Below are 26,012 nucleotides of genomic sequence, written 5' to 3' on the forward strand. Positions count from 1 at the left end.
AAGCTGATTACTGATGAGTTCTATAGTGTCTGCATCTACCTCCAATGAAAAAGAAGTCCTTTTTCATCCAGAGCTATTGCAGAAGTTCGATATCAATGGCCCGCGTTATACCTCATACCCTAGCGCCGATCGCTTTCATAATGAATTTAGTGAATCTGATTATTTAGGTGCATTACAGCGTGTAGCCAAAGTTGATGAGCCACTATCGCTGTATTTCCATTTGCCGTTTTGTCCAAATATTTGTTATTACTGTGGTTGCAACAAAATTATCACTAAGGACCATGGGCGAAGTGCAAAGTACATCAAGTATTTGGCAAAAGAGATGGCAATGGTTTGTGCTGCCATGGGCGCCCAGAAAAAAATACCCGTAACTCAGTTGCACTGGGGCGGTGGTACACCGACGTTTTTATCTCATGAAGAGATGATGGAGTTGATGCACCATACGCGTGAGCATTTCGAACTTCTTCCTGGCGGAGAATATTCTATTGAGATTGATCCGCGACGTGTCACCGAGGCTGATATTGCTCTGCTGGCTGAGTTGGGCTTTAACCGTATCAGCCTTGGCGTGCAGGACTTTAATCTTGAGGTGCAGCAAGCAGTCCACCGCGTACAGACGATTGAAGAGACCCAGGCGGTGATGGATTGGTCTAGAAAGTATGGCTTTAAATCTAGAAGCGTAGATCTCATCTATGGGCTACCAAAACAAACACCCGAAACCTTTAAAGAAACTGTTGATGCAGTCCTCAAGATGAGTCCTGATCGCCTCTCTGTATACAACTATGCGCATTTGCCGCATATATTCAAGCCGCAACGCAGAATCGCTGAAGCTGATCTTCCGGGTGCTGTAGATAAATTAGATATTTTGTCCAACACTATCGAAAGACTTGGCGAAGCGGGCTATGTCTTTATTGGCATGGATCACTTTGCTAAACCAGATGATGAGTTAGCGATTGCTCAAAAAGAGGGGAAGCTGCATCGGAACTTTCAGGGTTACTCAACTCAAGCTGAATGTGATCTATTGGCTTTTGGGATTTCTTCGATTGGTAAGGTCGACGATAGCTATTCCCAAAATGTTCGCACACTAGATGAGTACTACGCTGCAATTGATGATGGTCATCTACCCACCCTCCGAGGCCTGCAGCTGGATAAAGATGACTTGATGCGCCGCGAATTAATCGGTGAGCTTATGTGCCAATTTGCTTTGGACACCGAAATGTTTGCAAAATCTCATCAAATCCATTTCCCAAGCTATTTCAAGACAGAGATTGCAGAGCTGAAGCATTTAGAAGAAGCTGGCTTGCTGGAGTGGCAGGGCACGAAGTTGTTTGTACCGATCAAAGGCCGCCTCTTGGCCAGACGCGTGGCAATGACTTTTGATCGTCACCTCAGGGAGTCTCAAGCCAAAGGCACTTATTCCAAGGTGCTCTAAGCAGAATTAAGCTGCAATCCAAGTGCATTTGATTTAGATCAAAAACTAATCAAAACAGTGTTGCTTTAAAACCAATAAAAAATTTGCGCAGGCCTTGCATTTGATTTACATCAAATAGCTACCCCATCTTCAATTTGAAAATAGACTCATCAAATTGATAACAGAAAAGGGGTACATCATGCGCATTAAAACTCTAGTAGCTGCTATGGCAGCAGTAGCTTCATTAGCTCCAATCGCCGCTCAAGCTCAATCTTCAAGCGAGAACCCATGGATGATTCGTGTTCGTGCCGTTGATTTACTCTGGGCTAATGGTCAAACTGGCGCGGTTCAAACATTAGATGTGAAAGCTAAAGATCAAATCATTCCTGAGTTTGACGTTTCTTACTTCTTTACTAAAAATATTGCTGCTGAGTTGGTGTTGACTTACCCGCAAAGCATTCAGATTGATGCTGGTGGTAATAAATTGGGCACGATCAAAGCGCTTCCTCCATCATTAGTTCTTCAATATCACTTTACCGATTTTGGTGCCTTTAAGCCGTATGTTGGTGCTGGCGTGAACTATACATTGTTTAGTAGTCGCAATAACTTGGCCAATGGTACATATTCTGTTGATAGCTCTAGCGTTGGTGCTGTTGGTCAAATTGGTATGGACTATATGTTTGATAAGAACTGGGGTCTTAACGTTGATGTTAAATATGCGACTATGTCGACAAATGTTTCTAGTCCTGGATATGGCCCAACCGCAGGTAAGTTAACTCTGAACCCATGGATGCCAGCTGTTGGTGTGACTTATAAGTTCTAAGAATTCAGTTCTTAGTTCTTGAGATAGAGCTCCTGAGGAGCTCTATTTTTTTTTGTCTAGTCTTTACTGAATAAGGTGATCGATTAATTTCTCGAACTTGGCTTCATCAAAGTGAAGATTATCAAAACGTTGTATTGCGATATGTTCTGGCGGATCTACTCTGCGCTTGATGTATTGATCCCAATGCTTGAGCTTGTATTCATCTCTAGGATCTGCGCGCTTCTCCATGCGTCTCTTTGCCTCATCCTCTTCAAGATCAATCCAAGCAATTCTGATGCTGGATGCACTAGGTACTCCTAATTCTTCAGGATTGAACATTCGTCCACTTTGTATCTCGCTAGAAAATGGACCCACCAGGATCACGTTCACTCCTAGTTGTAGATTTTCTTTGGCGATAGCAATCAGTCCGGCATATTCCCAATCCCTGAGATTTTGAAGATAGAAAGGACTATCGCGATCATTGGGGTTATTGGTGGTGAGTTCCATGACATGGGCGCTATAGGCGCCATAGACTGTATCTTTATCTAAAAAGAAAAAGTCTTCACCAGTCTTTTCCACGATTAAGGGAAGTGCCTTTTTAGCCAAAGTACTTTTACCAGTGCCTGCATGGCCTGCAAAGAGGATCAGTCGAGGAGCGCTGGGGCTAAGCTTGCAGGTCATTTATCTCTTTATTTGGAGGTATTGCTTGAGTAAATTCTACTTCTCAATCCCATGTTTATTGGAAATATCACCACTTTGCTTGAAGTGACGATAATGTCGCCATGGCTTTAATCGTACTCACTGATGCAAAACTGGCTTTTGGCCACGTTGACCTCCTCGCAAACACTGCTTTCTCATTGGAATCTGGGGAGCGGGTTGGCTTAATTGGCCGCAATGGCACAGGCAAATCTTCTCTCCTGAAGATCTTGGCTGGCATAGAAAAAATGGATGATGGTTTGCTGCAATATCAGCAAGGCCTCCGAATTGCCTATGTACCTCAAGAGCCTATATTTGAGGCTGAAGAGACTGTATTTGATGCAGTTTCTAAAGGCGTGGCTGAAGCTAAGGCTCTTCGTGAGGAGTATGAGGCTCTTAGTGTCGGGGAGTGGGATGACGCAGCCCACCATCGTCTAGATGAAGTGCAATCCCAACTAGAGGCCTTAAGTGGCTGGAATTGGGAGCAACGTGTTCACGAAACATTAGACCGCCTACATTTGGAGGCCGATCTCAAGATCAATACCTTATCCGGCGGAACGAAGAAGCGTGTTGCATTAGCTCGTGCTCTGGTTGAAATGCCAGACGTTCTCTTACTCGATGAGCCCACCAATCATTTGGATTTGGATTCGATTTCCTGGTTGGAAGATTTGCTTAAAGAATATAAAGGCTCCGTCATTCTGATCACTCATGATCGCGCCTTCTTGGATAACGTCTGTACACAAATTGTCGAGCTCGATCGAGGTATCTTGCGCACCTATCCAGGCAACTTCTCAGCCTACGAAATATTAAAAGATCAGGAAATGAATTCAGAATCCTTGGCTAATGCGCGTGCGGATAAGTTGCTGGCGCAAGAAGAGGTCTGGATACGTAAGGGGGTTGAGGCAAGACGAACTCGTAGCGTTGCACGTATAGCCCGTCTCGAGGCGCTTCGTACAACCCGCTCACAAAGACGTGATGCTGTTGGCCAGGTCAAGCTTGCAGTTTCTGCAGGCGATAGAAGTGGCAAGATTGTTGCTGATCTCCAGAATGTCTCTAAGTCTTACGATCGCCCAATCGTGAAGGATTTCACGGCAACGATATTGCGTGGCGATAAAGTTGGTCTGCTCGGTCCTAACGGCGCTGGCAAGACTACGCTACTCAAATTAATACTGGGGACGATTGCGCCAGACTCAGGCACTGCAACGATGGGTACTCGTATTGAAGTGGCCTATTTTGATCAAATGCGCGAAGGCCTTGATCTCAATTCTTCACTCGAGGATTACATCAGTCCAGGTAGTGAGTGGATTGAAATTAATGGCAATAAGAAACATATCAAGAGTTATCTAAGTGATTTCTTATTCGCGCCAGAGCGTACGAATTCACCGGTAAGCACCTTATCTGGTGGTGAGCGTAACCGATTATTGTTAGCCCGTTTATTCGCGCGTCCTGCAAACGTCTTGGTATTGGACGAGCCAACCAATGACTTGGATATCGATACGCTAGATTTGCTCGAGCAACTACTCCAGGACTATAAAGGTACCGTGTTCTTAGTCAGTCATGATCGCTATTTCTTAGATAACGTAGTGACTAGCATCATCGCGAATGAAGGTGATGGATTCTGGCGTGAGTATGAGGGTGGGTATGAAGATTGGAAGATCCAGAAAGCGCGCTCAGACAAGATCCGTGCAGCTAATGGTGGCGCTAAGCCTGAGCCTAAATCAGAGGTAAAGATTGAGCCAAAGATCGAGTCTAAGTCTGTAGCTGTTAAGAGTGGGGTTCAAAAACTCAATGGCAAAGAGCGTCAAGAGTTAGAGGTTTTGCCGCTGCAGATTGAAACTCTGGAAACGGAGCAGGCGGATATTGGGATTGCAATGAGTAACCCAGATCTCTATAAGAACGAGCCTGAATTAGCAGCTAGCATGCAAGCGCGATTGTCTGAAATCACTGCCGATCTGGATATCAAATTACAACGCTGGGAATTACTCTTAAGTCGCTCAGAATCTTAGGGTAATTTAACTCGCTTGGCTTATGACTTGCTAAGCACCATCGTTAAAAATCTCGAGATATCCACTAGCTCATCTGGATGAAGAGAGTGCTCCATTGGATAGGTATTCCAGTCCACTTGGTAGCCTAATTTTTCTAGGGCATCGGCTGAGGCTTCCGCGCGCTCTGGAACGATCACGGCATCCCAAACCCCATGCGCCATAAAAATCGGAGTCTGGCTGTTAGCCTCACTTCTCTCAGGTGGCAATGACTTTGCTAGTGGCAAGTAGCCTGACAGCGCCATGATCCCGGCCAATCTATGTGGAAAGCGTAGACCGACCTGTAAAGACATAGCGCAGCCTTGCGAGAAGCCGGCTAAAACAATATTGTCATAGGCAATCCCGCGACTAGCCTCTCGTTCAATTAACTCTGAGATGGCTGCTGCTGATTTGTGGATACCAGCAAGATCTTCTCGGGCATTGATATCTCTTTCAGTGATGTCATACCAGGCTGGCATAACGTAGCCGCCATTGACCGTAACAGCAATAGAAGGCGCACTTGGAAAAACAAATCGAATGGCAGGGCACTCAGAAAGATGAAGTTGCGGAATGATGGGCACAAAGTCATTGCCATCAGCCCCTAGCCCATGCAGCCAAATGACGGAAGCGCTTGGATTGGGAGCGGTTTCAATTTCAATACAGGGCAATGCGGTCATTGATATTTCATCCTAGATTCTGACGAAGGAGTTTGCTGCGTAAGCGAGTGATTTCATCAAGGAGATCCAGTGCCAGAGCAACCCCAGGAGTATTGAGTTCGAGATCATGGGTAAGGTGAGCGGCAGTTTTTGCGCGCTTGAGAGAGTCTCCACTAAAGCGCCAATCTTCCGGAGAAGAGCCGGCAGGACTCAGAACACCCTCAGAGACCCAAGACATGATGAGATCTTCTGGTGCACGCGTAGCTTGTGAAATTTCCACAATACTCATATGTACTTCTTCTTCAACAAGACTACCTTCAATCCAGGTGATTTGTGTTTGTGTCATGTTCATCATCCCTTCAGGTGGGTTCTGGGGTTGAAATCAAAAGCTTTCTCTAGTGATTGATAGGCTTCTTTTTGTGCATCGGTTTCAGCAGGAGGTAGAACAATATTAGGTACTACGTATAAGTCGCCAGCCTCTTTACTAGGGATACCTTTTTCTTTAAGGCGCATCTTGCGCCCGCTTGCTGTACCAGCTGGAATCTTTAGCTCCAGAGTCGATCCTGCAGGAGTGGGGATATTGACGGTTGTACCCAGTGCAGCTTCCCATGGAGCTAATGGCAAATCAAGATAAACGTCTTTGCCGTCTACGCGATAAATTGGATTTGGATGGAAATCAATTTCAAGGTAAAGGTCACCCGCGCCACCAGATCCCATACCTGGACCACCTTGGCCGGCTAAGCGTAAATTCTGCCCAGCCTTAATACCCTTCGGAATGCTGACATCGAGCTTACGTTCCTGAGTGCTGACATGACCATTGGCATCTTGCGTTGGCATATGCAAAGCAATAGTGCGTTTCGCGCCGTTGTAGGCATCGGCGAGATCAATCAAGATTTTGGCGTGATGATCTTGACCTTTGAAGTCCATTCCTTGGCGTGGGTTACCGCCGCGACCACCTTGACGATGTCGGCCTCTGCCAAAGAGTGATTCAAAGAATTCGCTTTGATCACCTTCGTAGCCACCACCAAATCCACTATGACCGCCGCCAAAGTTTCCATCAGAATATTCAAATCCTTCATTCCAGTTTGGTGGAGGAGTGAAGTCTTGACCATTCTTCCAGTTGGCACCCATGCGATCGTAAGCAGCGCGCTTTTCAGTGTCCTTAAGAACAGAGTAGGCTTCGCCGACCGCCTTAAATTGCTCTTCGGCACCAGCTTCTTTGTTTACATCTGGGTGATATTTGCGGGCTAGCTTGCGGTAAGCCGCCTTAATTTCTGCTTCGGTAGCGCCACGTGCGACACCAAGTGTTTCGTAGTAGTCCCTGAATTTCATAATCCCAATGAATTCCTGATTAAATCAATAAGCTTAATTCTACAGTCCCTAATGATCATTCTTAGCATCTTTTAGATAAAGTAAAGCGGGCTAGATGCCCGCAAGTTACAGATCTGGATTCAAGGCTCGCTTTAGCTCATAACACCAATTTGCCAGGGCACGAACTCATAATCTCCCAGTCCTAATAGTTCACTTTTAGAGGCTTCCCCCGAGGCGGTTCTGAGGAAGAGCTCGAATATCCGTTGGCCCATCTCCTGAACTGAAACCGTGCCATCTAAAATCTCGCCGCAATTAATGTCCATATCTTCGGTAAGCCGCTCATACATCGGTGTATTAGTGGCAAGTTTGATGCAAGGCGCTGGCTTTGAACCAAACATGGAGCCACGTCCTGTAGTAAAGGCAATCAAGTTTGCGCCGCCAGCAATTTGTCCTGTCGCTGAGACTGGGTCAAAGCCGGGCGTATCCATAAATACAAAACCTTTAGCTGTTACTGGCTCCGCATATCGATAGACTTCCATTAAGGGGCCAGTGCCGCCTTTCATAGATGAGCCAAGCGACTTTTCAAAAATATTAGCCAGACCACCAATTTGATTTCCAGGGCTGACTTGACCATTGATTTGGACATCGCGACCTACTGAGTATTCGTCTTTCCACCAACGAATACGTTGGATTAATTTCTCACCAATAGCCTTGCTTGCTGCGCGACGGGTGAGTGTATGTTCGACACCGTAAATCTCCGGTGTTTCAGAAAGAATGCCGGTACCTCCATGGCGCGACAAAATATCAATAGCAGCACCTAAGGCTGGGTTTGCAGTAATCGAGGAGAAGCCATCAGACCCGCCACACTGCAAGCCAACACAGAGGTGGCTTGCAGAGACAGTCTGACGTTGCACTTTATTAGCCTCAGGCAGGAGTGCTTTCACTGCCTCAATACCCGCTTCAATCGTTTTGCGAGTACCGCCTGTTTCTTGCATGATGAAGGTATGTAGGGTGGAGTTTTCTTGCAGCGCCTCTTGCTCCATTAAGCCCTTGAGCTGATTGCGTTCGCAACCCAGGCCAATGATCAAAGCGGCAGCTAGGTTAGGATGCTGCGCATAGCCTGCCATCGTTCTGCGTAGGAGTTGCATTGGCTCGCCACTCATTTCCATGCCGCAACCGATGCCATGACTAAAGGCGACAACGCCGTCGATATTAGGAAAGTCTTTTAAACGCTCTGGCGTAAACCACGCTGCAATTTTATTGACGACGGTTGCTGAGCAATTGACGGTAGATAGAATGCCAATGAAATTACGTGTGCCTACTTTTCCATTGGCGCGCACGTAACCCTGAAAAGTCGCACGTTCAGCCTCTGGCAAAAGGTTGGTGGGCTGGTATTCGCTGGCATAGGCATAGTCACGATCGAATTCACGAAACTCGGTATTGTGACTATGAACCATCGTGCCAGCTTCAATATCGGTATTAGCAAACCCGACAGTCACGTTGTACTTCAGGATGGGTTCGCCCTTAAGAATTTTCTTAGCTGCAATTTTGTATCCGGCGGGAACTTGGCTACGACTCGTGAAATTTTCACTCGGTACTGCTTCACCAATTGCTACATCAACCCGCGCAACCACAATATTGTCATTTGGGTGGAGGCGAATAATGGGGCCTATCAAACGCTTTTCTGAAATTTCAATCATGGGATGTATTTTTGTATTTACCAAACACTCTTGATCGTAAGACTCTATCAAGCAATTTTTAATGACTCAGGTCAAAGATAATGACTTCAGCATCATTGCCCTTGCTGATAAGTAGCTTAGACTCATTCTCTATCAATAGGGCGTCACCACCAGATAGAGTCATACCATTGACATCCAAGGATCCCTTGATAAGGTGAACATAGGCCTTGCGATTTGGATCTAGATCCAGTTGCTGGTATTGAGACCCATCAAATAGCCCTGAGTATATTTTGGCGTCCGCATGAATTTTGACAGCGTGACCCGCACCATCTGGTGATGCTATCAAGCAAAGCTTGCCTTGCTTGTCTGAATGGGGAATTGATTTTTGCTCGTAACTAGGCGGGATTTCCATGACATTTGGCTCAATCCAAATTTGCAGGAAGTGAGTGGTCTGATCTTTGGCGTGATTAAATTCACTATGGGTGACGCCGGTACCGGCGCTCATGCGTTGAACATCGCCAGGCGGAATGCCTTTAATGTTCCCCATGCTGTCCTCATGTGCTAATTCGCCGGATAGAACATAGCTGATGATTTCCATATTGCGGTGGCCGTGCTTACCGAAACCCATTCCGGCAGCAACTCGATCTTCATTGATTACCCGTAAATTGCCCCAGCCCATAAATTGAGGGTCATGGTAGCCGGCAAAAGAGAAGGAATGAAAGCTTTTAAGCCACCCATGGTCTGCGTAGCCGCGTTCTTGGGATTTTCTGAGGGTCAACATCTTGGTTCCTTTTCGGAAAGCGAATAAGCCTATTATCATTATCTTTTGACCTATTTGCTGATTGGCCTTCCATGGGAAGTATCAAACAAGACATTAAAGAAACCTACTTAGGTATTTACGAGACCGCCCAGGAAAAGTGGAATGATTTCACTCAATTCATGGTGGAAGCGTGGCCCATATTAGCGGTCCTCTTTTTAGGTTTAATAGCGGTGTGGTTGTATGCAGACCCGCCGCCACCAAGACATGTGGTGATGGCAACAGGGCAACCCGGTGGATCCTACGATGTCTTGGGTAAAAAGTACGCTGCGTTTTTTGAGAAAAAAGGAATTACCCTTGAGCTTCTCCCGACCAAAGGCGCCGAAGAAAATATTGAATATTTAGCAGACCGCAAAAATCCTGTGCAAGCTGCTTTTGTTCAGGCAGGGGTCTTTAACCCGCATGGTGTCCATGGAGTTCAATCATTGGGAACGATCTCTTATGATCCTATTTGGTTGTTTTATCGCGGCCCCGAAGTAAAGGAAAATGATTTTCAGGAAATTAAAGCGCGCTCCCGTTATTTTCTGAATTCCAGAATGTCTGTGGGTGAAAAAGGAAGCGGCACCCATGCTCAAGCCATTCAAATTATGAAAGCCAATGGATTTGAAGAGGGCTCTCATTTCCTCTATCTCTCTGGCTCAAAATCAGTGGAGGCTTTGCAAAAAGGACAGATTGATGCTGCATTTATTGTGGATGCTTACGAGGCACCCAATGTTCAGACTCTCTTAGCGGATCCCAATTTACATTTAGCTGCGTTCCCAAGGGCAGAGGCTTACTCTCGTTTATTGCCTTACATGCAAATTCTCAAGGTTCCAAACGGTGGATTTAGCTTGATACGTAATTTCCCCTCTAAAGACATTCAGCTAATGGCATCCACTACCAATTTGCTGATTGATGACAGAATGCATCCGGCACTTCAATTTTTGTTTCTAGAGGCTGCTCGTGAGATTAATGGCAAGGCCACTTTCTTTTCGGAGCATGGTGAATTCCCGGCCTTCAAAAGTACTGGTCTACCGCAAAGTCCGGTTGCTTTGCATTATGAAAAAAATGGCTCACCCTTGCTGATGCTCTATTTTCCATTTTGGCTAGCCGAATTGATTAATCGCCTGGTGTTTGTATTGCTGCCATTCTGCGCTTTAGCTTATCCCGTTCTACTGACCTTGCCAGGCTATCGTAATAAGCGCATGCGTAGAAAGATCAATCAGTTATATGGAGTTTTAAAGACCTATGAACAAGAACTTACTGATAACTTCCAGCCTGAAGCGAAGGATGAGTATCTGAAGAAATTGGATCTACTGGAGTATCAAGCTCTTCAGCTCAAGGTTTCTAAGACTATGGCTGGCGATTACTATGCTTTGCGCACCAGTATTGATTACGTTCGTAACTGTCTAAATCGAGGTGTTCATCCTTACCAAGTCGAGGAGGCTGCTGGAGGCGTATAGTTAGTCGATATCAATTTATAGTAATTCCTATGAAACCTTACGATCATCCTGCTCGAAAACAGTTGCACGAAGAGGTGCACGCGAGGCCCCCAATTGCGCTTTGGCCAAATGAGCGGGTGCTCTCCCAATCCTTTTTGCTTGATGCGCATTCTCGCCAGACTCAAATTGAATGGATTAAAAAGCTTAGCGCTGCATTGAATGTACCTAACGATCTTGAGCAGGATCATTCTTTCAAAATATTGACATTAGCTCCAGAGCCGCAAAGAGTCCTCATTAAATGGGAGTTGCATGGAGAGTTTGCAACCATCGCGGCTATTACCCATAATCCCGTCAAAATTACCGGACCACTACTAGAGTCTCGTCTTGCGCTGGAAAAGAGCTTGGATCAATTATTCCAAAGCTTGGATTGCCCAACGATTGTTGAAGCAGGCGGCGAAAGAATTTCTGCCCTAGATCTTGCATTTGAGCATCGCCCTTTGTTCGCTGAGGCTCAAGAAGTATCGGCTATTTTTAGTGGAAATACCGTACTGGGGAGTTATATCCTTTCAAACAAGAAAGCGCAGCTGTGGACGGATTTGCGTTTGGATGAGGATGGTTATATTTCTTACTTTATTCCGCACGATATTCTCGGTTCACGACAAGCCGGACGCATAGCGCGAGCACTAGCCGAGGCTGAAACCTATCGCATGGCAGCGATGATTGCATTCCCGGTAGCTAAGAGTCTCTCCATGCCACTGAGGACCGCAGAGTCAGAATTAGCGGACTTATCTAAAAAAATCTCGCAGTTACAAACAGAGCCCGGCATTCATACTGAAAAAGACGGCCAGTTTTTAGGTGAACTTTCTCATTTAGCCTCTAGGGCAGAGCAGTGGATATCTGGTTATGGCTTGCGTTTTACTGCCTCCGAGGCCTATAGCCAATTGCTCAGTAAAAACTTATTCGAACTAGCAGAGTCGCCGATTCCGGGAGTGCAGTCTCTTTCAGAATTTATGGATCGCCGTTTTCAGCCAGCCATGGGGACCTGTATTTGGACGCAACGAAGATTAAAAGAATTATCTGATCGGATTTCAAGAACAACTCAAACCCTTAGAACACGCATTGAGTTTGTAAATGAAGAGCAGACACAAAAATTACTAGCAAGTATGGATCAAAGGGCGCGTCTGCAATTACGCCTGCAAGAGACCGTGGAGAGCTTGTCAGTCTTGGTGTTGACTTACTATGCTGTGAGTTTGTTGGCCTACGTTGCTAAGGGTGGCAAAGAGGCTGGCTTCGCTATTCATCCAGAAATTATTGCTGCTATTGCCGCCCCAGTAGTGGCGATCATCTTCCTGTTCATTAGCAAGCGACGACGCAAGCGTATCGTGGAGATGGGTAAATCTTTGTAGATATTAAAAAAGAGGCCGAGGCCTCTTTTTTAATAAGCGTAAATACTGCTTAGCCCAAGCTATCAGCCCAGATGTTGTGCGCCCAGCCCCAAGCATAAACACCCTCAAGGGTAGATGGTGCAGGTGATAAGCCGCCAGAACCTGGAACGGTCTTAAAGGTTTTCTCGGCAGCGTTGTATTGATGAACGCTAGCAACGTGAACCACTTCTCGATCATTTACAAAGCTGTAGCAAGTGTTAGTCAGAACCGGTGCTGGATTGACCTCCCAGCCACTCAATTCCGAGACGATAGCGGCAGCTGCTACTTTGGCGTGCTGGTTGGCCATGTGACCAGATTTCGGCATCGCTGGCGCAATCTGAATAGCGTCACCTAAGACGTGAATGTCTTTGCGTGCAGTTGATTCAAAGTTCAGGAAATTCACATTTACCCAGCGACCATTGGAATTGGCCAATCCAGATTTAACGGCAATTTCACCAGCAGCCATTTGCGGCAAGACGTTTAGAACATCTGCTTTGACATCATCCTCAACTTCGAGTTTGAGAGTCTTGGTTTTTGCATCCACGCCAACGACATTGCTCTTGGGGCGGTACTCAATGATTCCAGCATACTGTTCAGCCCACACCTTCTTGAACAAAGCCCCCTTAGATGTGACATCTTGGTTGGCGTCTAAGATGACGACCTTACCTTTTGGGTTATGGGTTTTGAGGTAGTTGGCAACCTGGCAAGCACGCTCATATGGTCCAGGAGGGCAGCGATACGGAGCCTCTGGAATGCTAATGGCAAAAGTACCACCTTCACGCATCGCGGCAATCTGCTTATGCAGAGCAACAGTTTCTGGACCAGCTTTCCAAGCTTGCAAAGTTACGCCATCTTTGTTCGCTTGTGCGAGGCCCTCAATGCTTTTGAAATTCAGCGAAACGCCAGGGGATACAACCGCTTTGTCGTAACGCAACGTTTTGCCTGAGGCGAGCGTAACTGTTTTCTTATCTGCATCAATGCTGGTGACACTATCTTGAATAATCTTGATGCCATGACGCTTGCTGAGAGTGTCATACGGAGAAGTAATTTCCGCTAAAGTACGTGAGCCACCAATGACCAAATTGGACATTGGGCAGGAGATAAATGAAGTATTCGGCTCAATCAGAGTCACTCGCGCAGTGTTATTCGAGAGCAGGCGCAGATACTTGGCAGCCGTTGCACCACCATATCCGCCACCAATAACGAGTATCTCTGCTTTTTGTAAAGTAGCTGCTTTGGTTTGGGTCGATAGCCCAGCAAGTAGACCTACTGCTGCAGCGCTCTGACCTATAAAATGTCGACGATCCATGGCGCCTCCTTATTGTTTCTTGCCAAGTTGATTGGCAATAGTAGTGAGTTGTTCATCTGTATAGCCTTTTGCTAGCTGGGGCATGATGGTGCCCTCTAGCGCGCCGCTCTTATATGCCTTGAGCTTGGCTAACATCTCTTGACTGGTGAGGTTGTTAATTAGTGGCATGCCACCATCAACCACGCCTTTGCCATCGGTGCCGTGACAATTAGCGCAGGTTGCGGCAAGGCCACGTTTATAGAGTTGGTCAGCGGTTTGTGCAAAACTGAGCCCGCTCCACTGGCTTAAGCCAATGAGGGTGCCGGCCACCAAAATGGGTTTTAAATACTTCACTTGCATAGGAATAGTCTCCGTCATACATGCAGCTGTTTTAAGGATGATGCTAATAAATCCTATCTTAATCAGATAGCGGCGGGATTAGTGGTTTTACTTAGAAGGATTTTCAATATGCTTAGATTAAAAGGCGGGGGTAGTGAGACTGATAGTTTGTAGTCTTTGGCCTCAAGCCCTATAAACTATCGGTATGCGAGGCTCTTTTACTTACCGAAATGCCATTTTCATCCTACTTTTAGGCGTATTTACCTACTTTTATGGTTTAGATAGTCGCTTTGCCCCAAAGAACGGGGATGAGTATCCCTACATGCATATTGTTCGGATGACTGCCGATGCTGGAGCTTGGTTACCCCTTCAGTCTGAGATGGATGGTATTAAAAACACCAAACCACCTTTGGTATTTTGGGAGGGTATTGTCAGTACTGGGTGGGGCAGTGACTGGACACTTTTTGCACTCCGTTGGCCTAGCGTTTTATATACGTTCCTAACGGCATTTTTCTTATTTCTGGCAGTCGCTCGGTATAGCGGAAAAAAACAGACTGGTTTATTAGCCGTCTTAGTGTGGCTATCTTTCTTTGCGACCTATCGCTATGGCCGCCCATTTTTGACCGATCCCCCTGAGGTATTTTGGTTAAGCTTGCCATTCTTTGCGTTGCTATATTGGGGTAGGGCTGCATTTGAATCTAAGCTCTTATTTCCGCTATTGGCAGGCCTCTGTTTTGGCATGGCCTTATTGTCAAAGTCTTTTGCTTATATTGTTCCTGCCACATTTGCCTTGGGCTTGTTCTACTGGCACTGGCGTGAGTGGAGTATTCCGAAGGTCTTGTTACAAGACTTATACAAGGTGATATTGATTGCTGTTCTGGCTCTAGGTGTATTTGCACTGTGGTTTGTGCTGGATCCATTTCCAGAGGCCGTCTGGAAAGAATTTGTTCTAGGTGAGAATGCTGGCAAGTTCGAAGCGCGTAGCTCTAACTATTTTTTAGATCTAGTGCGTGGTGGAGACAGCATTTGGATGTTGGCTCTAACAACTTTAGCTAATGCGGGGCTATTCACCTTCGTATTGATATCTGCCTTGATTCAAGCGTGGCGAGAGCGACGTTTTCTGTCTCTTGAAGAGATCTTGTTGCTATTGTTGGTCTGCGCGTTTTTTATTGTGTTTAGCCTGCCAAGTCAGCGCTCTGGTCGATATCTGCTGCCAGTCATGCCCGCATTGGCAGCTTTGATCGCAATGTACTGGGACCGATTACCTTGGTGGGGATTTCGAATTGCTTTGCTATTGCAGCTGGTAGTGCTTGCAGCATTAGCTTGGGTGGGTGGCAATTTACAAGTGTCGAATTTCTTGGGTCAGCCTGGAATCTGGAACTACTCCTTTTTGCATTGGGGTTTTATGACCTTCTCCTTTGCATTGGTATTACTGGGAATAATCAGTCGAGAGCGCTGCAAGGCAATCGCCTTGGCGGGATGCTTTCTTTGCTATTGCGCACTCACAAGTAGTTTGTCGCCGCTAGAGGGTTCATTGGGTCGGTATTCTCAAACCACGATTCAAGAGTTGGCTGGAAAAGATGTTTGGGTGCCTTGCGACTACCGTGCAAAGGATGAGGAGTACAGACTCTTGCTACCGGGGGCAAGCTTACATGGCTATTCAGCGAAAGATGCCAGCCAAATTGATTTGCTGAGCAGTACTTATCCATTGCTTGCGCTTCAGTCGCCGATAGGCGTTGATCCCAAACTCTGTGAGTCTTGCAAGATCGTAGGTAAGCGCATGGAGATGCGAGCCCGTCATTCTGAGGCAGAGATTCAGGCGATACTGAGAGGCCATATTGGAGAGCACTTATTTGTGAATGAATATCTAGTATCTACACCTGCAACGATTACATTGCCATTAGCAGGCAAGGATGCTTGTCGATGAGTCGTGTCATTGCCTTTTGTTTTTTACTACTGGCCTCAGTATTGGCTTACCTTCACATTGATAGTCTTCCAGCCTGGGCGCCTTTTGCAAGTGACTACCCAGTCAATATTGCCAATCAAGCAGATGATGCGCTGGAACCAACTGAAGGCAGAAGGCCGCTTATGCCCCTGAAAAATACTGCGCCTGTAAAAATGGCTCAACCAACTCTACAAATGGATTGGTTGCCGGATACGGGAGCGCCTTCAGTACATGCCGCGTCATTAATTACGCTGAAGGATGGTGCGGTAAGAGCATTTTGGTTTGCGGGAAGCCGAGAGGGTGCACCAGATGTAGTGATTAATACAGCAGTCTTTGATCCGCGGGCATCAAGATGGAGTGCTACAACTGTGGTGATGGATCGCGTTAGCGCTGAAAAAGGCCTGTCACGTTACATAGCTAAGTTAGGTAATCCCGTTCCAGTAAGAATGGCCGATGGTCGTATGCAGTTATTTTTTGTCACTGTATCGATTGGTGGTTGGGCAGGAAGCTCGATTTCTTCGGTGATTTCAGATGATGAAGGCTTAACTTGGGATCGACCACAGCGACTCATCAGCTCGCCATTAATTAATCTCAGCACTCTAGTAAAGTCCCCGGCCCTGGCGTTTACAGATGGGCGATTGGGCTTGCCGGCGTATCACGAATGGATTGGTCGCTTTGGTGAGTTTCTCAGAATCGATGCGAGTCGGGTGATTGATAAACGGCGCATGAGTTCAGGCAGGAGCGCGATTCAGCCAGTAGTATTTACTGATGGGCCGCAAGTAGCTAGTGCTTTTTTCCGTCAAACTCGATCCAGTTCACAGCTAAAGCAAATTCCCGTAAGTGAAACCAAAGATGCTGGACAGTCTTGGGTCGTATCAAAAGATCTTGAGATTCCAAATCCGAATTCCGCTATCGCCGCACTCACTTTGGCTAATGGTACGAGATTGATGGTGCTCAATAATATTGAGGCAGGGCGCTATCGCTTGGTGATGGTAATGCGTAAGGCAAACTCTGAACAGTGGCAGGTAGTTCAAGTGTTAGAAGATGACGAGTCTCTAATCAATGATCAGCATCGAGAGTTTTCTTATCCCTACTTAATTTCTGCCAATGGTGAAGATGCTCATCTTGCCTATACCTGGGACAGAAAAAAGATTCGACACATTTACTTCTCAGCCGCCTGGTTTAAGGATGCCATAAGCATTCTGAAAGAAAAGGAATCAGAATGATCACACCTTACTTGCAGCTGATTGCCCTTCTCGAGATGTCGTTGACTTGTGCGGTAGTACTTGTCATTCTCGCGCAGAAGCTTTCTTCAATCGACATTCCATTTTCGGTTCGACTGCTTGCAGTCTTGCTATTAGGCAATCTTTTCTTTTGGCCGCTTGGAATGTCGATGGAGCTCCCTTTAGCAGCTTATGTGCGTGGCGTCACTGGTGAGCTCAGTGTTGTGACGATGCTCTTATTGTGGAGCTCCGTGATTCCTTCTAACCAAAAGACGCCGCTCGGTTTTAAAGTTCCCTTAGCACTCATTGCCATTGCGTTTTATCCCTTAGCATTGGGCTTGGGCATGCTTGATCCATATGCATGGGGTTATGGTTCGATAGGGTTGCTGATTGCCGTCATTCTCTTCGCAATCATCTGCGGCCTTGCTGGCTGGATTAAAGGTGTTTGGATCATCTCTTTTGCGATGATTGCCTGGGCAGCCCATTGGCATGAGTCAGCTAATCTTTGGGACTATCTCCTAGATCCTTTCTTGGCCATCTGGGCTCTGATCGCTATTCCTAAAGCAATCTATCAGAAGCGTCGAGAAAAAGCCCAGTCAGGCTACTTGTTCAGAGCGGGTTAATTCTTAAAGTAAATGTTTAGACAACAAAAAAGCCAGCAGATCGCTGGCTTTTTTATTTGTTGCTATTCCGGAATTAATCTGGAATATTTGCTTTACGAATGACTGGACCCCAAACGTTGATTTCTTTCTCAAGGTGATCTTTGAGACCTTTTGCAGAAACCTTCTCTGCTGGAACAATATCAATGTTGGCATCTTCTAAACGTTTCTTCACATCAGGTGTATTCAATGCTTTCTTTAGAGCAGCATTGATTTTGTCTAAGATTGGCTGTGGAACGCCTTTTGGAGTGTAAACACCGTGCCACACTTTAACTTCAAAGCCTTTGAGGCCTTGTTCGTTCAAAGTAGGAACGTTAGGAATTGCAGGCAAACGCTTCATGGTTGTTGTGCCAAACGCTTTTACACGGCCATCCTTGATGTAAGGAATAGTTTGTGTAGTTTGATCGCACAAGAGATCAACCTGACCGCCTAAAAGATCTGTCAAAGCAGGGCCAGTGCCTTTATAAGGAATGTTGGTCAACTTAACGCCCATACGACTTTGGAATAAAAGACCGCACAGTTGTGACACGGCACCAGGACCGGCGTTAGCCATCGTCACTTTGGAGCCGTTTGCTTTGATGTAGGCTTCGAGTTCTTTAAAGTTGTTAGCTGGCAAATCCTTTTTACCGAGCAATACCATTGGTACGTCAGCAACTTGACCGATGTAATCAAAGCTAGTCATTGGGTCATACGGAAGTTTGTCGTACAGTGCATTTGCTGTAGCCATGCCCATATGATGAATATAGATGGTGTAGCCGTCTGGAGCTGCGCGAGCAACTTTAGTGGAGGCAATCGTGCCACCAGCACCAGGAACGTTCTCCACAACTACAGTTTGACCGAGGGCTTGACCCATTGGCACTGCAATTAAGCGTGCAATGGAATCCGTAGGACCGCCAGCAGCGAATGGAACAATCAAGGAAATGGGTTTTGTTGGCCAATCCTTTTGAGCGGATGCAATATTGCTGCCCAATAAAGTAGTGGCGCTAACAACCGCAGCAATTCCAGCGAAAAGGGTTTTCTTTAGTTTCATTTATGTCTCCGTTAATATGTAATGCATGCTGATTTTGCCACTTTTAAATATGATCGACCCTAGGGTTTTCCAGCAATGGCCAGTGTTCTTTGGGCTAATAAGACAACTGGTCGATCAATCATGCGCCCGTCTAACTTGACTGCGCCACCTTTTGAGGACTTATCAGCCTCGATAACGCGATGCGCCCAAGAGATCTCCGAGGCTGTTGGCATAAAGGATTCTTTTACTGGGGAAACCTGTTTTGGATGAATGCACAGCTTGCCCCCAAAGCCCATTCTCTTTGCGCGTTCAGCATCATCTGTGATTCGCTCGATGTCATCTGTGGAGGGAGTAACCCCGTCAATTGGAGGGGCAATTTGTGCCAAGCGCGAGGCCAGCACAATCTGAAAGCGTGCGGTTTGTAGTTCAGTTTCTTGTGCATCACAGACCATACCCAAGTCTGCTTGTAAGTCGATGTTGCCTAAGGCAAGACGCAAGACCTGTTCAGAGTTGGCGATTTCATTGAGGCGATCTAGGCCAATGGCAGTTTCAATCATCGGAATGATTGCTGTATTGGGCAAGATCTGTGCGGCACCATTGATTTGATCGAGAGACTCACTCTTGGGGATTAGTAGGCATGCCACATTGAGCTCTTGAGCCAAGATGAGGTCGGCCGCATAAAAGTGACTGCCTGGTGAGTTTGAGCGAATGATCAGACGCTTTTTTTGTTCCGCAGTAAAGGTAGGCCAAGCAGAACGTATCGCTTGACGTGCGGATTCTTTATCTTCTTCGGCTACTGCATCCTCTAAATCAATGATGACGCCATCGGCACCACTATCTAATGCTTTAGCAAAACGCTCTGGACGCGTGCCCGGAACAAATAAGAAGGTGCTGCTAAAGCCGATGGGTGTATCTAGTGGGTTCATATGTAAGGCTTTATTAGGTGTGATGCAAAAAGAAAATAAATGGCAAGAATTTACGAGATCAACAGGCCTATCTTGGACTGCTTGCGGATATTCCACAGTCGTTCAACGGCAGCGCTCATTTCGCTTGGTGTTGCACCACCACTAAATGCTGCCAGACGCATAGCTTTATCTGTGATTTCAGAGCGACTCAGTGTATTGCCGGGATCCCCTTTGGGCTCGTCAACGCGACCCTCTAATACTTTGCCATCATTTAAGTAGACTTTGACTTTACCAATCCAGCGTTGAGGATAAGCACCATCTACTTCCGGATCTAGGATCATGCTGACGCGATCGCGAAAGCCACAAATGACTTCATCATGAAAGTGCTGATCAAATTCTTGTAGACCGGCAAACTGATAGTGGGCTACTAGTGCAAGTACAGTGCCCATAGAGAATTTGGATTGATGCACTGTTGCAGGATCCGTCACTGGACCAAGCACATCAATTGCGCCTTGGTGAACTAGCGTTTCTACTTTAGCGATATCACTAGGCTTAAGTTGTTGCGCCTGCATGACTTGCAATAAAGCATCAGCGGCAGGATGGGTGTGACGACATGAGGCGTGATACTTGAAGCTGGTCTCAGCAATAGTCCAACGGCTACCTAATCGATCAACCAACTTGCTGGGGTCGGCATCACTCGACATACCAGCAGCTAAGCCTTGTTTTCCTTCTAGGATATGTTCTGCACCAGTAAATCCAGATTGCGCTAGGTAGGCTGACATCAAGCCGGTTGAGGCGGCATGCGCGGTGTGTAATTGCTTGGAGTCTGCGGCATCGCGTAGGAATTCCCAAAGGCCGGCAGATTGCGTGCCTGCTGAACCGAAGGCGTGGAGCATTTGGGTGGGGTCCAGTTTAAGTAGACGACCTACCGCAGCAGCCGCCGCTAAAGTGCCCGCGGTACCTGTAGTGTGAAATGTTTTGTAGTGTGAGCGGCCGAGAAATTCACCAACCCGAATCCCAACTTCATAGCCAGCAACAGCGGCTACCAGAAGCTCTTCTCCTGAGGCGCCAATCGTTTGTGCCGTGGCTAGTGCTGCGGGAAATACCACGGTAGCCGGATGAAAGACGGAGCCGTTATGAACATCATCTTGCTCAGCAACATGTGACGCTGCTGCATTAGCAAGCGCAGCCAAGAAAGGACTGGAGCTCGTGCGACTAATCAAAATTTCGGCCGAACCAGGATGAGCAGTATTAAAGCCGCCCATGTTTTGGGCAAACTGTGTAATGGTTTCTACTGGGCGAGATCCTTTACCTGCGATGGCCGAGCCGAACCAATCTACTAATAAGTCTTCAGCACGTGCAATCACTTCATCGGGGATGTCACCAATCTGTAATTCGGAAGCAAAGCTCGCTAAGGTCTTGGATAAGTGCGGGGTAGTCATTCCTAAATAGGCTCCTAGGCTAGAACTGCAGTAGCTTGCATGGTAAGCCAGCCTTCATGATCTTCAGCCCAAATAGAGATCGTTTTTCCTGAAGGATCTTTCTCTAGATCTGGCTTGGCACTCACCTTAAACAGATTGATATCAAAAGTAGGGCGAATGGCGCGGAACTCAAAGCTTTTTAACTTGCACCCTGGAATACTTTGGCGAACAAGATCAACCAAGAGTGTTGCGATTAATGGGCCATGAACAATTAAGCCTGGATAACCTTCAACTTCTGTAACGTATTTACGGTCGTAGTGAATTCGATGGCCGTTAAATGTCAGGGCTGAGTAGCGAAACAATAAAACATCATCTGGATTAATTGTTTTGGACCAGGTTGCTCCAGTAGGAGCTGGTGTTGGTGCAACTGGCTTGTCATCGGGCCCTGGAGCATCGCGATACACAATGTCATGCTCTTCAATTAAAGCTAAACCATTTTGATTGGAGATCGTATGTTTAACTAAGACAAAAATGAGATCGCCAGTACGGCCTGCCTTATGCGTAACCGATTCAATTTTGGAGACCCGTTCAATTTCATCGCCTACAGAAAGAGGTGCTAACCATTGAACTCGGCTACCGGCCCACATGCGACGCGGTAGTGGAACGGGTGGTAAAAATCCGCCACGCTTTGGGTGACCATCGGGACCGATTTCAGATTGAAGCGCGCATGGTAAGAAATAAAGCCAATGCCAAAGCTCCGGAAGAAAGCTGCCATCATTTGGCGCGGGATCTGGTCGATCGAGTGTTGCTGACAGCGCTCTGACAGGTGCTGCTGTGACGATGTCTTGAAGGGTCTCGGTTTTTCCGAGCCATTCTTGGAGATGGGTGATAGTTTGAGGTTCGATTCGCATAAGTCCCATTATGCCAATTTCAGCCTCAAATGCGGTGGAGCTAGATCAATAAACTCGCCAGTAAATAACTCAGTAAGCCGGCCAGTGCTGAACCAGTCAATACACTAATCACCCCTTTTTGAAACTTAAAGAGCGCTAAGCCTGCAAGAGCGGTGATGGCAATCGAGATCCAAGAGATTGAGCCACCTAGACCATGAGGAAAAAAGACGTGGTACGCAAAGAACAGACCGAGGTTAGCGATAACGCCAACGACTGCTGCAGAGATTGCGGTGAGTGGTGCAGTAAAACTCAACTTGCCATGTGTGGACTCAATCAGTGGGCCACCGACTAGTACTAAGAAAAATGAAGGTAAGAAAGTAAACCAGGTGGCAACGCAGGCTCCAAGCACACCAAACCAAAATGGATTGCTATGACCAATCAGATGTTGGATATGGCCAGCTAGATAGCCAACGAAAGCTACCACCATGATGAGTGGTCCAGGCGTAGTTTCTCCAAGTGCTAAACCATCCATCATTTGACCAGCACTGAGCCAGTGGAATTGATCGACTGCACCCTGATAGACGTAAGGCAGTACTGCATAAGCGCCTCCAAAGGTGAGGAAGGCGGCTTTGGTAAAGAACCAGGCAAGTTGTGGATAAAGCGTTTTCCAGCCAAAAATTAGAACTAGAGCTAGAAACGGAATGAGCCAGAGGGCTGTTACTACCGAACCATGTAAGGCCAATCGCTTTTTGGAAAACTTGGCGTGGTCTGGAGTTGGAGTGTGATCATCAATGATTGCGGGGACATGAGTCTCACTTGTTTGATTGTGAGTAGCAGTTTGCTGAAAATATTCAGGATAGCGTTTGCCACCCCAAATACCAATCAATGTAGCCAGGATCACAATGATGGGGAAGGCTAAGTTAAATACAAAGATCGCTAAAAAGGATGCCAGTGCAAGCCAACGCAAAGCTTGATTGTGAATTGTGCGCTTACCAATCCGCACTGCTGCATGGAGGATGATGGCAGTGACGGCAGGTTTAATGCCAAAGAAGATCGCAGCAATCCAGGGCACTTGGCCAAAGGTGAGATAGATCCAAGAAAGGCCAATCAAAATAAAAAGTGAGGGAAGGACAAAGAGGGTGCCGGCTAAGATGCCGCCCCAGGTGCGATGCATGAGCCAGCCAATATAGGTCACCAACTGTTGGGCTTCAGGCCCAGGTAAGAGCATGCAATAGTTCAGTGCATGTAAAAAGCGCCGCTCAGAAATCCAGCGACGCTTCTCAACAAGCTCTTGGTGAAGGACCGCAATTTGTCCTGCGGGTCCACCAAAGCTAATAAATCCAAGCTTGGCCCAAAACTTCAGGGCCTCGCGCAGCGGAACACTCAAACTTCTTCCATTCCGCCAACAACTTGGCTAAAGCCGTTATCAACATAAATGATTTCAGCAGTAATACCATTTGCCAAATCAGATAGCAAAAAGGCGGCAGTGTTGCCAACATCATCAATCGTGACATTGCGACGCATTGGTGCGGTTTGCTCAACTGCTTCCAAGATCTTGCCAAAGCCTTTGATTCCGGCAGCGGCTAAAGTTTTAATTGGGCCAGCAGAGATACCGTTAGCACGAATGCCCTTAGGTCCCACTGAGCCAGCGATATAGCGGACTGAGGCTTCGAGTGAGGCCTTAGCTAAACCCATAGTGTTGTAGTTAGGAACATTGCGCAAGCTACCGAGGTAGGTGAGCGTCAACAAAGAGGATTTGTCACGCAACATGGGTAAAGCCTCTTTTGCCATCGCAGGAAAGCTATATGCGGAGATGTCATGGGCGATTTTGAAACCTTCGCGAGAGAGGCCTTCTAAAAAATCACCGGCAATTGCTTCGCGTGGTGCAAAGCCGATCGCATGAACAAAGCCATCAAACTGGGGCCAAGTCTTCGCCAAGTCCTTAAAGAGGGCAGAAATCTGCTCATCACTACCAACATCGCAGTCAAATATGAGGTCGGTATTGAATTCTTTAGCGAAATCAACGATGCGGTCTTTAAAGCGCTCACCAACGTAGGTAAAAGCCAATTCAGCCCCTTCGCGGTGACATGCCTTAGCAATGCCATAGGCAATTGAGCGGTTAGAAAGAAGGCCGGTTATCAGAATTTTTTTGCCAGCGAGAAAGCCCATATTGTGTCCTTTGCTTCAAATGTGATTTGCTATCTACAATTGTTGCATATATGCCCATGCTCCCCGCCATCCGCCAAATCTCCAATTTGCTGTTCTTAGCCATTCTGGCTGGGGTGGGAGCCAATTTAGCCCATGGTTCTCAGGGGATCGCTCAGTACGGTAAACCCAAGTACGCCGATGGATTTAGCCATTTTGACTATGTGAACCCCAATGCGCCTAGAGGGGGCACGCTCACTTTACCCAACCCCGATCGCCGGACCAGCTTTGATAAGTTCAATCCATTTACCTTGCGAGGCGTGACTGCCCCAGGTGTAGCGCAGTTGATGTTTGAATCTCTAGCGGTAGGTAGTGCGGATGAGGTCTCGAGTGCCTATGGCCTCATTGCGGAAGATATTGCAGTGGCAGCGGACAAGATGTCGGTGGTGTTTTGGATTCGTCCAGAGGCCAAATTTTCGGATGGTAGTGCAATTTTGGCTGGCGATGTTAAACACAGCTTTGATACCTTGATGAGCTCGCTTGCTAATCCCCAATTTAAAACGGTGTATGCCGATGTGAAGCAGGCAGTAGTAGTTTCTGATCGCGTCATCCGTTTTGATTTTAAGAATCGCAATCCTGAATTGCCGGTGATGGTCGGCACTTTACCGGTGTTCTCGCGCAACTGGGGTAAAAAGCCCGACGGCACGATTACACCATTTGATAAGTTGACCTTTGAGTTGCCAATTGCAAGCGGTCCTTATGTGATTGAATCTTACAAAGCAGGTAAGACGATGATCTTCAAGCGCAACCCAAATTACTGGGCTGATCAAGGCGGCAAGACACTCAATGTTCGCGTTGGTTTTTATAACTTTGATCGCGTGAACTACAAGCTCTATAGCGATGATGCTGTTCGCCTAGAAGCCTTTAAGGCTGGCGAGTTCGACGCATTAGTAGAGTACCGCGCTAAGAATTGGGCGAAGAGTTATGTGGGCCCGAGATTCAATGATGGCACCCTAGAAAAGAAAGCTTTTCTGAATCACAACGGCGCAGGAATGCAGGGTTTTGCCATGAATGTGCGCAAACCGATTTTTCAAGATGCACGAGTAAGACAAGCTTTGGGTTATGCGCTCGACTTTGAGTGGTTAAATCGCCAACTGTTTTTTGAGCAATACAGTCGTATTAATAGCTTCTTTACAAACAGCGATCTCAGTGCGAATTTCGATGGCCCGCGCAAACCTACTGAGGCGGAATTGAAATTGCTCAAGCCTCTAAAAGCGCAATACCCTAAGTGGGTGCCTGATGCAGTCTTTGAGCCCATGCCCGCTGCGCCTTCAACCGTTCCCCCAGATAGCTTGCGTCAGAATCTGCGCAAGGCGCGTGATTTGTTGGCTCAGGCTGGCTGGCAGTACCGGGATGGTGCTTTACGAAATATGAAAGGTGAGCCTTTCCGTTTTGAGATGGTTGAGGATGGCCCCTTTTTCTTACGAGTGATCTCTTCCTACGTGCGTAATTTAGAGAAGCTGGGTATTCAGGTGGATATTCGAACGAGTGACTTTGCTTTGCATCAAAAGCGTATGGATGAATACGATTTTGATATGACGACCATTCGTTTCCCAGACTCACAAAGTCCCGGTAATGAATTGTGGGATCGCTTTGGTAGTCAGGCTGCAAAAGAAAAAGGTTCAGACAATGTGATTGGAGTTCAATCTCCGGTTGTTGATGCTTTGGTAGATGCAGTTGTCAAAGCGCAGACGCGTGAAGAGTTACGTGCAGCCACCAGAGCTTTAGACCGCGTTCTATGGAATAGTTATTACGTGATTCCGCAGTGGTACAACCCAACCCACCGAATCGCGTATCGTAAAGAAATGCGCTATCCAGAACCTCCTCTGTATTACACAGCCGAATCTTGGATTCTGCTCAATTGGTGGAAAGAGGGGGCGCGCTAATGCAAGG

23 protein-coding genes are annotated in these 26,012 nt (G+C 46.9%); 9 read left to right on the forward strand and 14 right to left on the reverse strand.

Features of this window, described 5'->3' with window-relative positions; genetic code table 11:
* Nucleotides 1–13: 13 nt before the first annotated feature.
* Nucleotides 14–1,429: an oxygen-independent coproporphyrinogen III oxidase gene (gene hemN, locus FD971_RS03255; RefSeq protein WP_215334681.1), complete on the forward strand. Its 1,416-nt coding sequence runs from the start codon at nt 14–16 to the stop codon at nt 1,427–1,429.
* 178 nt (nt 1,430–1,607) lie between these two features.
* Nucleotides 1,608–2,231 carry an OmpW family protein gene (locus FD971_RS03260; RefSeq protein WP_215334682.1) on the forward strand — a complete coding sequence of 208 codons (624 nt, stop codon included), beginning with the start codon at nt 1,608–1,610 and terminating at the stop codon, nt 2,229–2,231.
* A 63-nt stretch (nt 2,232–2,294) separates the two neighbouring features.
* Here FD971_RS03260 and FD971_RS03265 read toward each other — a convergent pair whose 3' ends face one another.
* Nucleotides 2,295–2,891, reverse strand: coding sequence for an ATP-binding protein (locus tag FD971_RS03265; protein WP_215334683.1), 597 nt, complete (start codon nt 2,889–2,891; stop codon nt 2,295–2,297).
* A gap of 101 nt (nt 2,892–2,992) precedes the next feature.
* On the opposite strand from FD971_RS03265, the gene FD971_RS03270 reads away from it, so the two are divergent.
* Nucleotides 2,993–4,912, forward strand: coding sequence for an ATP-binding cassette domain-containing protein (locus FD971_RS03270; protein ID WP_215334684.1), 1,920 nt, complete (start codon nt 2,993–2,995; stop codon nt 4,910–4,912).
* 20 nt (nt 4,913–4,932) lie between these two features.
* Here the strand turns inward: FD971_RS03270 and FD971_RS03275 are convergent, their stop codons facing one another.
* From FD971_RS03275 to FD971_RS03295, 5 genes are all read right to left on the reverse strand, one after another.
* Entirely contained in the window at nt 4,933–5,604 is a 672-nt protein-coding gene (locus tag FD971_RS03275) for an alpha/beta hydrolase (RefSeq protein ID WP_215334685.1), read from the reverse strand.
* Between the two features lie 7 nt (nt 5,605–5,611).
* The gene (locus FD971_RS03280; protein ID WP_215334686.1) at nt 5,612–5,929 is read right to left on the reverse strand and encodes a chaperone modulator CbpM; all 318 of its coding nucleotides are present in this window, start codon (nt 5,927–5,929) and stop codon (nt 5,612–5,614) included.
* Between the two features lie 5 nt (nt 5,930–5,934).
* On the reverse strand, nt 5,935–6,915 hold the full coding sequence (locus tag FD971_RS03285) for a DnaJ C-terminal domain-containing protein (protein WP_215334687.1): 981 nt from the start codon (nt 6,913–6,915) through the stop codon (nt 5,935–5,937).
* Between the two features lie 131 nt (nt 6,916–7,046).
* Nucleotides 7,047–8,594, reverse strand: coding sequence for a UxaA family hydrolase (locus FD971_RS03290; RefSeq protein ID WP_215334688.1), 1,548 nt, complete (start codon nt 8,592–8,594; stop codon nt 7,047–7,049).
* A 58-nt stretch (nt 8,595–8,652) separates the two neighbouring features.
* Complete coding sequence (locus tag FD971_RS03295) at nt 8,653–9,354, reverse strand: pirin family protein (protein ID WP_215334689.1); 702 nt, start codon at nt 9,352–9,354, stop codon at nt 8,653–8,655.
* 71 nt (nt 9,355–9,425) lie between these two features.
* Here FD971_RS03295 and FD971_RS03300 point away from each other — a divergent pair, with 71 nt between their 5' ends.
* Nucleotides 9,426–10,832 (forward strand): TAXI family TRAP transporter solute-binding subunit, encoded by a 1,407-nt coding sequence (locus tag FD971_RS03300; protein WP_215334690.1) that lies wholly within the window; start codon nt 9,426–9,428, stop codon nt 10,830–10,832.
* A 29-nt stretch (nt 10,833–10,861) separates the two neighbouring features.
* Nucleotides 10,862–12,217: a DUF3422 domain-containing protein gene (locus FD971_RS03305; protein ID WP_215334691.1), complete on the forward strand. Its 1,356-nt coding sequence runs from the start codon at nt 10,862–10,864 to the stop codon at nt 12,215–12,217.
* A gap of 49 nt (nt 12,218–12,266) precedes the next feature.
* On the opposite strand, the gene FD971_RS03310 is transcribed toward FD971_RS03305, so the two are convergent.
* Both FD971_RS03310 and FD971_RS03315 read right to left on the reverse strand, forming a co-directional pair.
* Nucleotides 12,267–13,544 carry an NAD(P)/FAD-dependent oxidoreductase gene (locus FD971_RS03310; RefSeq protein ID WP_215334692.1) on the reverse strand — a complete coding sequence of 426 codons (1,278 nt, stop codon included), beginning with the start codon at nt 13,542–13,544 and terminating at the stop codon, nt 12,267–12,269.
* Nucleotides 13,545–13,553: 9 nt separating this feature from the next.
* The gene (locus tag FD971_RS03315) at nt 13,554–13,901 is read right to left on the reverse strand and encodes a c-type cytochrome (protein ID WP_251368668.1); all 348 of its coding nucleotides are present in this window, start codon (nt 13,899–13,901) and stop codon (nt 13,554–13,556) included.
* 166 nt (nt 13,902–14,067) lie between these two features.
* On the opposite strand from FD971_RS03315, the gene FD971_RS03320 reads away from it, so the two are divergent.
* The 3 genes from FD971_RS03320 to FD971_RS03330 are packed head-to-tail and all read left to right on the forward strand — an operon-like array spanning nt 14,068 to nt 17,653.
* Nucleotides 14,068–15,789, forward strand: coding sequence for a glycosyltransferase family 39 protein (locus FD971_RS03320; RefSeq protein ID WP_215334693.1), 1,722 nt, complete (start codon nt 14,068–14,070; stop codon nt 15,787–15,789).
* On the forward strand, nt 15,786–17,033 hold the full coding sequence (locus tag FD971_RS03325; RefSeq protein WP_215334694.1) for an exo-alpha-sialidase: 1,248 nt from the start codon (nt 15,786–15,788) through the stop codon (nt 17,031–17,033). The genes FD971_RS03320 and FD971_RS03325 overlap by 4 nt, the downstream gene beginning before the upstream one ends.
* Nucleotides 17,030–17,653, forward strand: a complete 624-nt coding sequence (locus FD971_RS03330) for a hypothetical protein (RefSeq protein ID WP_215334695.1) — start codon at nt 17,030–17,032, stop codon at nt 17,651–17,653. The genes FD971_RS03325 and FD971_RS03330 overlap by 4 nt, the downstream gene beginning before the upstream one ends.
* Nucleotides 17,654–17,726: 73 nt before the next feature.
* Here FD971_RS03330 and FD971_RS03335 read toward each other — a convergent pair whose 3' ends face one another.
* From FD971_RS03335 to fabI, 6 genes are read right to left on the reverse strand one after another with little or no spacing between them, the layout of a single operon-like run.
* Nucleotides 17,727–18,719 (reverse strand): tripartite tricarboxylate transporter substrate binding protein, encoded by a 993-nt coding sequence (locus FD971_RS03335; RefSeq protein ID WP_215334696.1) that lies wholly within the window; start codon nt 18,717–18,719, stop codon nt 17,727–17,729.
* A gap of 59 nt (nt 18,720–18,778) precedes the next feature.
* On the reverse strand, nt 18,779–19,624 hold the full coding sequence (locus tag FD971_RS03340) for a CoA ester lyase (protein WP_215334697.1): 846 nt from the start codon (nt 19,622–19,624) through the stop codon (nt 18,779–18,781).
* Nucleotides 19,625–19,674: 50 nt separating this feature from the next.
* On the reverse strand, nt 19,675–21,045 hold the full coding sequence (locus tag FD971_RS03345) for an MmgE/PrpD family protein (protein WP_215334698.1): 1,371 nt from the start codon (nt 21,043–21,045) through the stop codon (nt 19,675–19,677).
* Nucleotides 21,046–21,059: 14 nt separating this feature from the next.
* A complete protein-coding gene (locus tag FD971_RS03350) occupies nt 21,060–21,944 on the reverse strand; it encodes a MaoC family dehydratase N-terminal domain-containing protein (RefSeq protein ID WP_215334699.1) in 885 nt (294 codons plus the stop codon).
* A gap of 31 nt (nt 21,945–21,975) precedes the next feature.
* Nucleotides 21,976–23,301, reverse strand: a complete 1,326-nt coding sequence (gene chrA, locus FD971_RS03355) for a chromate efflux transporter (RefSeq protein ID WP_215334700.1) — start codon at nt 23,299–23,301, stop codon at nt 21,976–21,978.
* Nucleotides 23,298–24,083, reverse strand: coding sequence for an enoyl-ACP reductase FabI (fabI, locus tag FD971_RS03360; protein WP_215334701.1), 786 nt, complete (start codon nt 24,081–24,083; stop codon nt 23,298–23,300). The genes chrA and fabI overlap by 4 nt, the downstream gene beginning before the upstream one ends.
* 50 nt (nt 24,084–24,133) lie before the next feature.
* Here fabI and FD971_RS03365 point away from each other — a divergent pair, with 50 nt between their 5' ends.
* Nucleotides 24,134–26,005, forward strand: coding sequence for an extracellular solute-binding protein (locus FD971_RS03365; protein WP_215334702.1), 1,872 nt, complete (start codon nt 24,134–24,136; stop codon nt 26,003–26,005).
* The last annotated feature ends 7 nt before the right edge of the window (nt 26,006–26,012 follow it).

Source organism: Polynucleobacter sp. AP-Ainpum-60-G11, assembly GCF_018688375.1.
Lineage (GTDB): Bacteria > Pseudomonadota > Gammaproteobacteria > Burkholderiales > Burkholderiaceae > Polynucleobacter.

Excerpts from the sequence above, each read along its gene's own strand:
- FD971_RS03300 (WP_215334690.1), top strand. The coding sequence starts at position 9,426 with ATGGGAAGTATCAAACAAGACATTAAAGAAACCTACTTAGGTATTTAC.
- FD971_RS03290 (WP_215334688.1), bottom strand. The coding sequence starts at position 8,594 with ATGATTGAAATTTCAGAAAAGCGTTTGATAGGCCCCATTATTCGCCTC.
- FD971_RS03270 (WP_215334684.1), top strand. The coding sequence starts at position 2,993 with ATGGCTTTAATCGTACTCACTGATGCAAAACTGGCTTTTGGCCACGTT.
- FD971_RS03280 (WP_215334686.1), bottom strand. The coding sequence starts at position 5,929 with ATGACACAAACACAAATCACCTGGATTGAAGGTAGTCTTGTTGAAGAA.
- FD971_RS03335 (WP_215334696.1), bottom strand. The coding sequence starts at position 18,719 with ATGAAACTAAAGAAAACCCTTTTCGCTGGAATTGCTGCGGTTGTTAGC.
- FD971_RS03310 (WP_215334692.1), bottom strand. The coding sequence starts at position 13,544 with ATGGATCGTCGACATTTTATAGGTCAGAGCGCTGCAGCAGTAGGTCTA.
- fabI (WP_215334701.1), bottom strand. The coding sequence starts at position 24,083 with ATGGGCTTTCTCGCTGGCAAAAAAATTCTGATAACCGGCCTTCTTTCT.
- FD971_RS03330 (WP_215334695.1), top strand. The coding sequence starts at position 17,030 with ATGATCACACCTTACTTGCAGCTGATTGCCCTTCTCGAGATGTCGTTG.
- FD971_RS03305 (WP_215334691.1), top strand. The coding sequence starts at position 10,862 with ATGAAACCTTACGATCATCCTGCTCGAAAACAGTTGCACGAAGAGGTG.
- FD971_RS03260 (WP_215334682.1), top strand. The coding sequence starts at position 1,608 with ATGCGCATTAAAACTCTAGTAGCTGCTATGGCAGCAGTAGCTTCATTA.
- hemN (WP_215334681.1), top strand. The coding sequence starts at position 14 with ATGAGTTCTATAGTGTCTGCATCTACCTCCAATGAAAAAGAAGTCCTT.
- FD971_RS03340 (WP_215334697.1), bottom strand. The coding sequence starts at position 19,624 with ATGAACCCACTAGATACACCCATCGGCTTTAGCAGCACCTTCTTATTT.
- FD971_RS03265 (WP_215334683.1), bottom strand. The coding sequence starts at position 2,891 with ATGACCTGCAAGCTTAGCCCCAGCGCTCCTCGACTGATCCTCTTTGCA.
- FD971_RS03320 (WP_215334693.1), top strand. The coding sequence starts at position 14,068 with ATGCGAGGCTCTTTTACTTACCGAAATGCCATTTTCATCCTACTTTTA.
- FD971_RS03315 (WP_251368668.1), bottom strand. The coding sequence starts at position 13,901 with ATGACGGAGACTATTCCTATGCAAGTGAAGTATTTAAAACCCATTTTG.
- FD971_RS03285 (WP_215334687.1), bottom strand. The coding sequence starts at position 6,915 with ATGAAATTCAGGGACTACTACGAAACACTTGGTGTCGCACGTGGCGCT.
- FD971_RS03325 (WP_215334694.1), top strand. The coding sequence starts at position 15,786 with ATGAGTCGTGTCATTGCCTTTTGTTTTTTACTACTGGCCTCAGTATTG.
- FD971_RS03275 (WP_215334685.1), bottom strand. The coding sequence starts at position 5,604 with ATGACCGCATTGCCCTGTATTGAAATTGAAACCGCTCCCAATCCAAGC.
- FD971_RS03350 (WP_215334699.1), bottom strand. The coding sequence starts at position 21,944 with ATGGGACTTATGCGAATCGAACCTCAAACTATCACCCATCTCCAAGAA.
- FD971_RS03345 (WP_215334698.1), bottom strand. The coding sequence starts at position 21,045 with ATGACTACCCCGCACTTATCCAAGACCTTAGCGAGCTTTGCTTCCGAA.
- FD971_RS03295 (WP_215334689.1), bottom strand. The coding sequence starts at position 9,354 with ATGTTGACCCTCAGAAAATCCCAAGAACGCGGCTACGCAGACCATGGG.
- FD971_RS03365 (WP_215334702.1), top strand. The coding sequence starts at position 24,134 with ATGCCCATGCTCCCCGCCATCCGCCAAATCTCCAATTTGCTGTTCTTA.